Source organism: Janthinobacterium paucivorans, assembly GCF_051380805.1.
GTDB lineage: Bacteria > Pseudomonadota > Gammaproteobacteria > Burkholderiales > Burkholderiaceae_D > Janthinobacterium > Janthinobacterium lividum_D.
Window position 1 is genome coordinate 1 of the sequence record NZ_JBNYXR010000036.1, and the last position, 1,656, is coordinate 1,656.

A 1,656-nucleotide genomic window follows, 5' to 3' on the forward strand; every position below is an offset into this window, starting at 1 on the left:
ATTAGGTGCCATGCGCTGGGCTGCGCGCATTGAGGCCCGCGTCGAAGCGCTGGAGGCCGCATAATGGCCCGCCGCACGCCGCCGCGCAAGAAAAATGGTCAATTTCGCAAAAGAAAGAAGTAGAATAAGCGCTCTTTCATAGTCGGAGTTTTCAATGTTAAAAGGTCTTTTCGTTGTTTTTGTCGCTGCCATCCTGACCGCTTGCGGTGGCGGTGGCGGCGGCGGTTCTCCTGTCGCTCCCGTATCGGTAACGGTGCCGGTGACGCCGCAACCGCCAGCAGTAAAGGCGGGCGCGACGGTTTTATCCGGTGCGAACATAACCAATGCTACGGACGCAGGCGACTATGTTGTTCAATTTTCGGGGAGCGCGAACGTTACGATAGCTGGATCGATCAATAACGTGACGTTTTCACAAAATCAGGCAGCTGGGACCGTGACCGTCAGTGGCAACGGTAATAACATCGTTTTCAAGGCAGGAACCACGGTGGCTAGTTTGACCGTCACGGGTGCAGCAAACACTATTTGGGTCCCAGCAGGATCGAGTATCGTCATTGCAAACAACGCGCCAGCATCGACCACGGTAAAAACCTACGCGCCGTAATTCAACCGGTAGATACTACCGGGTCAAAGTCATCGAGCCGCAAATCAGTGATTTGCGGCTTTTTCTTTGGGCGGCGAACGGCCAGTTCGATGACAGTGCCGCGCACCACGCCAAGTTTGGCCCCGATGGTCGGCATGTTCATCTGGCGGCGAATTTCGGCTTGCTCCATCTGGCGCAGGCGCATGTATTCAGGAACCCACCAAGGCACGCGCTGTTTCGCGCTGAGCCAGTCGCGCACGGTGCGTTCGTCGCGGCGCAGGGTGCGCGCCAAGTCAGCCAGGGGGATGCCCATAGCATAGTGAGCAAACGCGGTAGGGTTGCCGTATCGCAGGTTCGGAAATCTCATTTGTTATTTTTTGATTATGGAAGGACGAACACCATAAAACGGTATTGCGATTTTCACAATGAGGGAAACGGGGAATATTTCATGCCCGGCGAACACTTCGCATAATTTATATTATGTCAAATGGCTAAAAGAGTGCAGAATCAAAGACCTATACCAACTTCCTCGAAAAAATATAGCTTTTTACGAAATTATGTAAAACGCTAAATGCCCCTCTGTTCTTCGCTTTGTCGCCCCGATTCGCCGGGCATTATATCCTAATGAAAAAGACAACTACCCGCCGCCAGCCGAAGCCGCCAGCCTCCTATTTTTCTTACCAGCTACGCCAGCCAGCAATCGACCTTTTCGGAGAGATTGCCGTCATTGAGGACGATTTATACGATTGGGTGGCGTCCGTCGCCCCCTTGCACCTTAGCCCGCGAGCCTTCGCCAACTACGTGCGCGGCTATGACGTAGCCGCCAAGGTGCGCCATGCGAAACTTTACGGCTTGTTCGATGCCATCAAGGAGCGCCCCGTGCGCCCCTGGCATGCGCGCCTAGCCATGCACGCCATCATGTAAAAAGGCCCGCTATCTGCGGGCCTTTTCTATTTCTTCTTGCGCTTGCGGAATTGTCCGTTTGCCTTGCGCGGCGGCGTGCGGCGGGCCATTATGCGGCCTCCAGCGCTTCGACGCGGGCTTCAATGCGTGCAGCCCAGCGCATGGCACCTAAG

3 protein-coding genes are annotated in these 1,656 nt (G+C 55.0%); 2 read left to right on the forward strand and 1 reads right to left on the reverse strand.

All coding sequences use genetic code 11. From position 1 onward, the window contains the following. The first annotated feature begins 154 nt into the window (after positions 1-154). Positions 155-601, forward strand: coding sequence for a hypothetical protein (locus ACQ4V8_RS21800; protein WP_436572199.1), 447 nt, complete (start codon positions 155-157; stop codon positions 599-601). 1 nt (position 602) lies between these two features. Here ACQ4V8_RS21800 and ACQ4V8_RS21805 read toward each other — a convergent pair whose 3' ends face one another. Next, positions 603-947 (reverse strand): hypothetical protein, encoded by a 345-nt coding sequence (locus ACQ4V8_RS21805; protein WP_436572200.1) that lies wholly within the window; start codon positions 945-947, stop codon positions 603-605. Positions 948-1,204: 257 nt separating this feature from the next. On the opposite strand from ACQ4V8_RS21805, the gene ACQ4V8_RS21810 reads away from it, so the two are divergent. Next, the gene (locus ACQ4V8_RS21810; protein WP_436572201.1) at positions 1,205-1,504 is read left to right on the forward strand and encodes a hypothetical protein; all 300 of its coding nucleotides are present in this window, start codon (positions 1,205-1,207) and stop codon (positions 1,502-1,504) included. Positions 1,505-1,656: the final 152 nt, after the last annotated feature.

Bases quoted from the DNA above. Each gene is read 5' to 3' on its own strand.
- ACQ4V8_RS21800 (WP_436572199.1), top strand. From the start codon at position 155: ATGTTAAAAGGTCTTTTCGTTGTTTTTGTCGCTGCCATCCTGACCGCT.
- ACQ4V8_RS21805 (WP_436572200.1), bottom strand. From the start codon at position 947: ATGAGATTTCCGAACCTGCGATACGGCAACCCTACCGCGTTTGCTCAC.
- ACQ4V8_RS21810 (WP_436572201.1), top strand. From the start codon at position 1,205: ATGAAAAAGACAACTACCCGCCGCCAGCCGAAGCCGCCAGCCTCCTAT.